At 35.3% G+C, this 6,636-nt stretch carries 7 protein-coding genes; 3 read left to right on the forward strand and 4 right to left on the reverse strand.

All coding sequences use genetic code 11. From position 1 onward, the window contains the following. The 3 genes from PHP31_09670 to PHP31_09680 all read left to right on the forward strand — a co-directional run. A partial coding sequence (locus PHP31_09670; protein MDD3739544.1) for a TonB-dependent receptor occupies positions 1–1,465 on the forward strand: 1,465 nt, incomplete at its 5' end. An 18-nt stretch (positions 1,466–1,483) separates the two neighbouring features. After that, positions 1,484–1,945, forward strand: coding sequence for a hypothetical protein (locus PHP31_09675; protein ID MDD3739545.1), 462 nt, complete (start codon positions 1,484–1,486; stop codon positions 1,943–1,945). A 323-nt stretch (positions 1,946–2,268) separates the two neighbouring features. Beyond that, entirely contained in the window at positions 2,269–3,042 is a 774-nt protein-coding gene (locus PHP31_09680; protein MDD3739546.1) for a DUF5668 domain-containing protein, read from the forward strand. Here PHP31_09680 and PHP31_09685 read toward each other — a convergent pair. From PHP31_09685 to PHP31_09700, 4 genes are all read right to left on the reverse strand, one after another. Beyond that, complete coding sequence (locus PHP31_09685; GenBank protein MDD3739547.1) at positions 3,022–3,621, reverse strand: aminotransferase class IV; 600 nt, start codon at positions 3,619–3,621, stop codon at positions 3,022–3,024. The genes PHP31_09680 and PHP31_09685 overlap by 21 nt on opposite strands. A gap of 9 nt (positions 3,622–3,630) precedes the next feature. Beyond that, entirely contained in the window at positions 3,631–4,602 is a 972-nt protein-coding gene (locus PHP31_09690; protein ID MDD3739548.1) for an aminodeoxychorismate synthase component I, read from the reverse strand. A 220-nt stretch (positions 4,603–4,822) separates the two neighbouring features. Beyond that, a complete protein-coding gene (locus tag PHP31_09695) occupies positions 4,823–5,269 on the reverse strand; it encodes an energy transducer TonB (protein MDD3739549.1) in 447 nt (148 codons plus the stop codon). 213 nt (positions 5,270–5,482) lie between these two features. Further along, positions 5,483–6,325 (reverse strand): tyrosine-type recombinase/integrase, encoded by an 843-nt coding sequence (locus tag PHP31_09700; GenBank protein MDD3739550.1) that lies wholly within the window; start codon positions 6,323–6,325, stop codon positions 5,483–5,485. Positions 6,326–6,636 lie beyond the last annotated feature (311 nt).

Genomic DNA, 6,636 nt, shown 5'->3' on the forward strand with positions numbered 1-6,636 from the left:
TAAAACAGATTTTGAACTGAACGACAAAAACACCATATCGGTGTTGGGAATTTGGGGTACAAGCAATGTTGATTTTACTATCGATGAAGGTATGTTGGAATTTTTTGATATGAGTGATTACGAAGCAACTTTCTATCAACAAATTGAAGTAAACTCTTTAGCTTACGTACTTGGAGCAACTCATAAGGTTAAATTTTCACCAAAAACTGAGATGAAAAATATTGTTTCTTTTGTTAGAAGCGACAGCCGAATGTATGTAGATACTATGAATAGGGACATAGGAACAGATTGGGACGTAGTTTGGCACGAAAATGCCATCGAAAACAAATATTCTGCATATTCGGAACTAACTCACAGATTTTCATATAATTCTACACTTGTTGGCGGGTTGAAATACGATTTTTACGACTTTAAGTATTTGGAGAAAACAGATCCTCAATTTTTTTCCGATGGAATTGTAACAAACGAAAATGGAGACTTTAATCTTTTACGTGCGTACGCCCAGTACAGACACAATTTATCTTCAGTGTTTTCTGTTACAGGAGGCGTTTTCGGCATGTATAAAACACTTAACGATAAGTACAGCATCGAACCCCGCATGGGAGTAAAATATACGCCTACTGCAAGTCATACAATTGCACTTTCGGGCGGATTGTACAGCCAAATGCAGCCCCGCTCGTTTTATTTTATCAAAACACCTGTGCCAGGCGGATTTGAGTACACAAACAAAAACTTGGATTATTCGCGAAGTGCACAATTAGATGCGTTCTACGATTGGGCTTTTGCTCCTAATTGGCACACAAAAGTTGAGGTGTATTACCAACACTTATACAGTATTCCTGTAAAAAACAATCCTGATTCGTATTGGACTTTGCTACATGCCGGTGGAGCAGGGGATAACTACATACAAAGAGAGGATAGCTTAGTTAGCAAAGGAACCGGAAGAAATTACGGAGTAGAGTTTACTATAGAAAAGTTTTTAAGCAAAAATTATTATATGTTGTTTAATACTACTTTGTATAATTCGTCTTACACCAATGGCTTTAACGATAAGCGATGGCGTACAGTTTTCGACGGAAGATTCTTAATGAATTTAGCCGCAGGATACGAATTCAACCTAAAAAACAACTGGACAATTTTTACCGATTTAAAAGGTTCGTGGGCAGGTGGAACTCGCTATACACCAGTGTTGATAGAAGAGACACAAGAAGCTGGTTATATAGTTTTTGATGAAAGTCGTATTAATGCTTTGAAAATTAAAAATTATTTCAGAATTGACTTTCGCTTTGGATATCGTAAAAACCACAAACGCTTTACCGATGAATTGGCAATAGACCTGCAAAACGTAACCAACAGGAGAAATGTTTTGGGAATGTCGTATGATGCACAAAAACATGAATGTGTCGAAGCACTTCTTCCTGGAATTGTGCCAATGGTTACCTACAAAGTTTACTTTTCTTTATAAACATAAAACAATAATATTATGAAAACACGAAACTTTTTAGTATTTCTTTTGCTCTTTCTTTCGGTAGGAGCTTTGCTTGGCGGTGGTGCTTTTATTATTTTTCCCGAAGGATGGATGGAAATGACACCCGAATTAATGTTGCAACATTCGCCGTTTAAAAACTTTCTAATACCCGGTATTATATTGTTTACCGTGCTTGGTTTAATACCGATTTTTGTTGTTTGGGGATTAATAAAACGCAAGGATTGCAAGTTTGCACAAGCTCTAAACCCACTTCCCGATATGCACTGGTCATGGACTTGGTCGGTGTACATGGGTTTTGCACTAATCATTTGGATTTATATGGAAGTCTATTTCCTAAAAGGTTTCCATTGGCTACACACGTTTTACTTCTTCTATGGAGTTTTGCTGTTGGCAGTGACCCTTTTAAAGCCGCTACGTCAATTGTATTCCGAAGAAAATAAATCTATAGATAGCTAAAAGCTGATATTAGTGCTCGAATGGTGGTGATGAGTGATGAGTGATGAGTGATGAGTGATGAGTGGTGAGTGATGAGTGATGAGTGATGAGTGATGAGTGATGAGTGATGAGTGATTTTTAATTATCCCCAAAACTTCGGAACTGATTGATAATTACCAATTGTTAATTGAAAATTGACCCCGCACCCCGCAACACGCACCCCGCAACACGAATAATAAAAACTAATAAAAATTTAATACTATTTTACCATTTTCTTTTATAGAATTATCTAATTTTGTAGGATATGTAATTACCAGATTGTTAACCTTAAATATCATATAATCATGAATAAAGACACATGTTGTAATAATAGGAAAAAAAATACGCTTAGCTTTGTAGCCATGCTTGGTATTGTGCTTGTACTATGCGGTTTGATTTTGTTTGCCTTTAACATAGGTTGGTTAAACCCTGCATTCAAATCCATTATTTTTTCTTGGCCCATGCTTTTAATTTTGTTAGCGATTATGGGTTATTTCAAGAGACAGAAAATGTTTCCCACAATCTTATTATTGCTCGGAGTATTTTTCATTTTACCGCGTTTTGAAAGTGTTTATCCGGGCTTTTTAGGCAGTGCAGGTAAAGATTTTACATCTAACTTTTGGCCCCTTTTACTGATAATCATTGGTTTATTTCTGATAATAGAAGTTGCTGTAAGCAGAAAGAAAAGAACTTCTTTTATAACTAATTTTGTCGGTACTCAGTCTGCCACAGGTGAATCAGGCGGATGGATATCAAAAGATATAGTTTTTGGCAGTTCCGAAAGTGTTTTCCTTGAGCCCGTATTCAGGGGCGGAGACTTAGATGTAGCTTTTGGTGGAATAGTTATAGATTTTCGTAAAACAACTTTGCCCGACACAACCGTCCATCTTGATATAGATGCTATTTTCGGTGGAGTAACGCTTTATGTTCCCGAAGATTGGTGCGTAAAACCCAATTTCGATTCCGCTTTTGGCGGATACAGCGATAAGCGTCCCAATGTAACCGCAGCCGACAGCGATAGTAAAAGCAAACTTATTTTAAAAGGATCTCTGCTTTTTTCAGGTTGTACTGTTCAGTAGTTTATCCATACTCAAGCTAAGATTGTCTTCTATATCAAGCATAGCATTGATAAGATAAATTTTGTCAAACTGATGCAAATCGCATACAGTAATGCGTGTTTCTGTTATTGTTTTATTGGCAAGAAGTGTTTGTCGTTTGATGCCGTTTAGCAGGTAAGTATCGGGGGTGAAAAAATCGTTGTTTTTTCTGAAAACCACATTACTAAACGATGTATCAGTAATGCAATTGTTTTTTACAATTAAAATTTCGTCGCAATTACCTTTGTTTTGCAATAACTCATTTAGTTCAGACCTATCGGAGAATTTAAACGAATAATCCACGTTTGCCTCGACTAATTTTAGCGAGTTAATTGTTTTTGGTTGGTATTCAGTAAATGTGATATTCAGAATTTGTTTGTGATACACAATACTGCATTTCACTTTCGGACTTTCTCTTAACTCTGTTGGCGTATGTGCCGATATATCGGGTAATACGGGAGCTATAAATCCGAAGCTATGAGCGGTATTTTGCATTCGCTTTATGTGCTGTTCAAGGTTTTGTGCAACGCCGTTTTTTATACAAATAGTTTCAAGAAACATATTACTCGTTTAAAAAGGTAAATATACTTTCTGAATAGCTTCCAAATACTCGCTTTCGCAATTACTATCGGCTGTAATTCCACCACCACTACGGAAATACATTTTGCCGTTTTCTTCTTCAATAAAGCGAATTAAAACTCCTGAATCTAAATTTTCTCCATCAAAATAACCAACCACACCGCTGTAATAGCCGCGAGTTTGTTGTTCGCATTCGCGAATAACACGCAAAGCAGCATCGCGTGGAGAACCCGAAATAGAACCAGCCGGAAGCAATTTAAAAAACAATGTTCCTAAGTTTTGCAGATAATCGTAGGGTAGGGTGCCTTCAATTTCGGAGCTCGTCTGCAAAATGTAGCCGTTGTTTGTTTTTAACTTGTCTATATATCTAAAACGATTTACCTTAACATTGCTTGCAACACGCTCCAAATCATTGCAGGTGAGCTTTGCCATAGTCTGATGTTCAGCTAATTCTTTGCTGTTGTTTAGTAATGTTTCGGCAGCATTTGGCAAAGTAGCGTCAATTGTGCCTTTCATAGGATGAGAAAAGATTTTTCCTTCTTTTATTACAATAAATCTTTCAGGCGAAAAACAGACAAACTTTTCAGGAACGTACAAACGGTACTTTGCTTTACTTCGCTCAAATATTTCCTGCAGCGATAGCGATGTTTTTATAGGAGTTTTTATAGTAAGATTTAGCAATGATATTTCGCCTTTACGTAAGGCATCCATAGCATAATTAAATCGTTTTTCATATGTTTCATAACTTTCGGGATAACGTTCAAACACAAAATCCTTATCTTGCAAAGAACCTTTGTCGGCATTACTAATACCGTTGATATCAAAAAGAACATGAGATTGTTGTAACGGATTTTCTATAAAAAATCCTTCGCTCATCTCATAGTTAACGGCAAACAGAAACGGAGTTTTCGTCTTTCCCGCTTCATTCATCTTAGCTATAATATGCTGACAACTGATAAACATGCAGCAAAACTACAATAAATTTGTGAGTGGTGAGTGGTGGTCGGTGAATGGTGAATGGTGAATGGTGGTCGGTGAATGGTGCAATGTACGATTATTAATTAATTGCTAATTACTAATTGTTAATTGAAAATTGCCTCGCAACCCGCAACACGTAACCCGCAACATGCAACCCGCAACCCGAACCAGCCAATAGCCAAAAGCAACCCAAAAAACTCACTAATTAAAAACGAATGCTATACGTATAAGTGTTCGTTTGTTTCTTCTCTTCAGTAGCTTTTTCCGGTTTTTTAGTCGAAACATTGTGATAATTAACAGTACTGTCGCCTGTAAGTTTGACAACATTAGGCGGCTTAAAGAATATACGAGTCTTAATTTTCGATGTTACCAACAAACCCCTATTTTTTGCAGGATTGTACTTCAAAAGAGAAATAATCCTTAATGCCTCTTCGTCGCAACCATAACCCAAACCCTTAGTAACTACAGATTTGACTACATCACCGTTTGAATCCACCCAAAACTCCACAAAAACAAAACCTTCAATAGCGTGTTCTATTGCCTTTTCGGGATATTTCAAATTCGCTTTAATAAATTTATTAAAAGCAGCCTTACCTCCAGGATACGTTGGAGTATTGATAAAACGTTTCTTTTTCTTTTCGGATTTTGCCATTGAGCACAAAAATAACATTTAGATGTTATTAAATTTGTTTGTTTGGGAAATAAATGAATTTTTAATGTAGTGTTATAGTTTTTGTAAGTCATAAGTTAGATTTTATACTAAAAACGTCCTTGATTATAAATGTCGCTATGTAAAATACCCTGACGCTTATATTCTTATATCCAAACTCCAATCGGGTAGCATGATTATAGAAAAAACAATGCATTACAAAAAATCCAACGGACTTTTGATTTTTGACTTGGAAATATCGGTTATATGTGTATAAATCTCTGTTGTTTTGATGGATAAATGTCCCAATAATTGCTGGATATATCTTATATCAGTACCATTTTCAAGTAAATGAGTAGCAAAACTGTGACGCAGTACATGCGGAGTTACTTGTTTTTTGATGCCTGCTCTCACAGCTGCACTTTTCACTACATTTTGCACGCTTTTTTCGGAATATAATCCGCCTCCTTGTCCTTCTATCAGATACTCTTTGGGTTTATATACTAAAAAATACTCTCTCAAATCTTGTAATAATTGATCAGAAAGCATGACCACCCTGTCTTTATTTCCTTTTGAATTTCGAATATGAACAACCATATTGCCCGAATCGATATCAGTAATTTTTAGATTTAGCAATTCACTCAAACGCAACCCACACCCGTACAAAAGTTTAATAATACACCTGTGCTTTTGATTAGTCGTTAGTTCAATCATTCTCTTTACTTCTTTTTGACTTATGTATTTAGGTAATGCATGTGTTTGGCGTGAGGGGTACAAATGTTTCAGGTTCAATTTAACGCCAACAACCAAATGGTAGAATTTTTCTATAGATGCTACTATCAACCTTTGATATGAATGGCTTATAGTATGCTTATTTATTTTCCAAAACACATATTTTTCTATTTCAGCCACACCAAGTTCGTCGGGATTGCTAAATTTTTTTTCTGCAATTTGCAGAAAGTTTTTTACTGCACTTTTGTAGTTAAGAATAGAATTTTCACTATATCTTTGAAGCACCAACTTTCTTTCATAATCGTCTAATAAGGTTTCAATTTGCATATTGTTCTGTTTTTTGCAAATATAATAAAACATTCGTAAATACAAATATTTAATTTCGTTTAATTTGATTTATTTAGTTGGTTTATTGAAGTATAAAAGAATAATTTGGTTTAAAATATAAAATGATATACGAATGTTATAAGTTTAATATATACGAATATTGTACATTTGTTACGTATATAGGACGTTATACGCAATTCAAAAAATATTTTTCTAACGGAGAATAAGGAATGATAGGCTTTCAAAAGGGAATAAATTTGATTTTTTCTTTATTTATAGAGGGGGATAATAATGTGTTTTCTTCACTCCGT

The organism is Lentimicrobiaceae bacterium, from assembly GCA_028697555.1.
In the GTDB taxonomy this organism is placed as follows: Bacteria; Bacteroidota; Bacteroidia; order Bacteroidales; family UBA4417; genus UBA4417.

Excerpts from the sequence above, each read along its gene's own strand:
- PHP31_09675 (MDD3739545.1), top strand. The coding sequence starts at position 1,484 with ATGAAAACACGAAACTTTTTAGTATTTCTTTTGCTCTTTCTTTCGGTA.
- PHP31_09680 (MDD3739546.1), top strand. The coding sequence starts at position 2,269 with ATGAATAAAGACACATGTTGTAATAATAGGAAAAAAAATACGCTTAGC.
- PHP31_09685 (MDD3739547.1), bottom strand. The coding sequence starts at position 3,621 with ATGTTTCTTGAAACTATTTGTATAAAAAACGGCGTTGCACAAAACCTT.
- PHP31_09690 (MDD3739548.1), bottom strand. The coding sequence starts at position 4,602 with ATGTTTATCAGTTGTCAGCATATTATAGCTAAGATGAATGAAGCGGGA.
- PHP31_09695 (MDD3739549.1), bottom strand. The coding sequence starts at position 5,269 with ATGGCAAAATCCGAAAAGAAAAAGAAACGTTTTATCAATACTCCAACG.
- PHP31_09700 (MDD3739550.1), bottom strand. The coding sequence starts at position 6,325 with ATGCAAATTGAAACCTTATTAGACGATTATGAAAGAAAGTTGGTGCTT.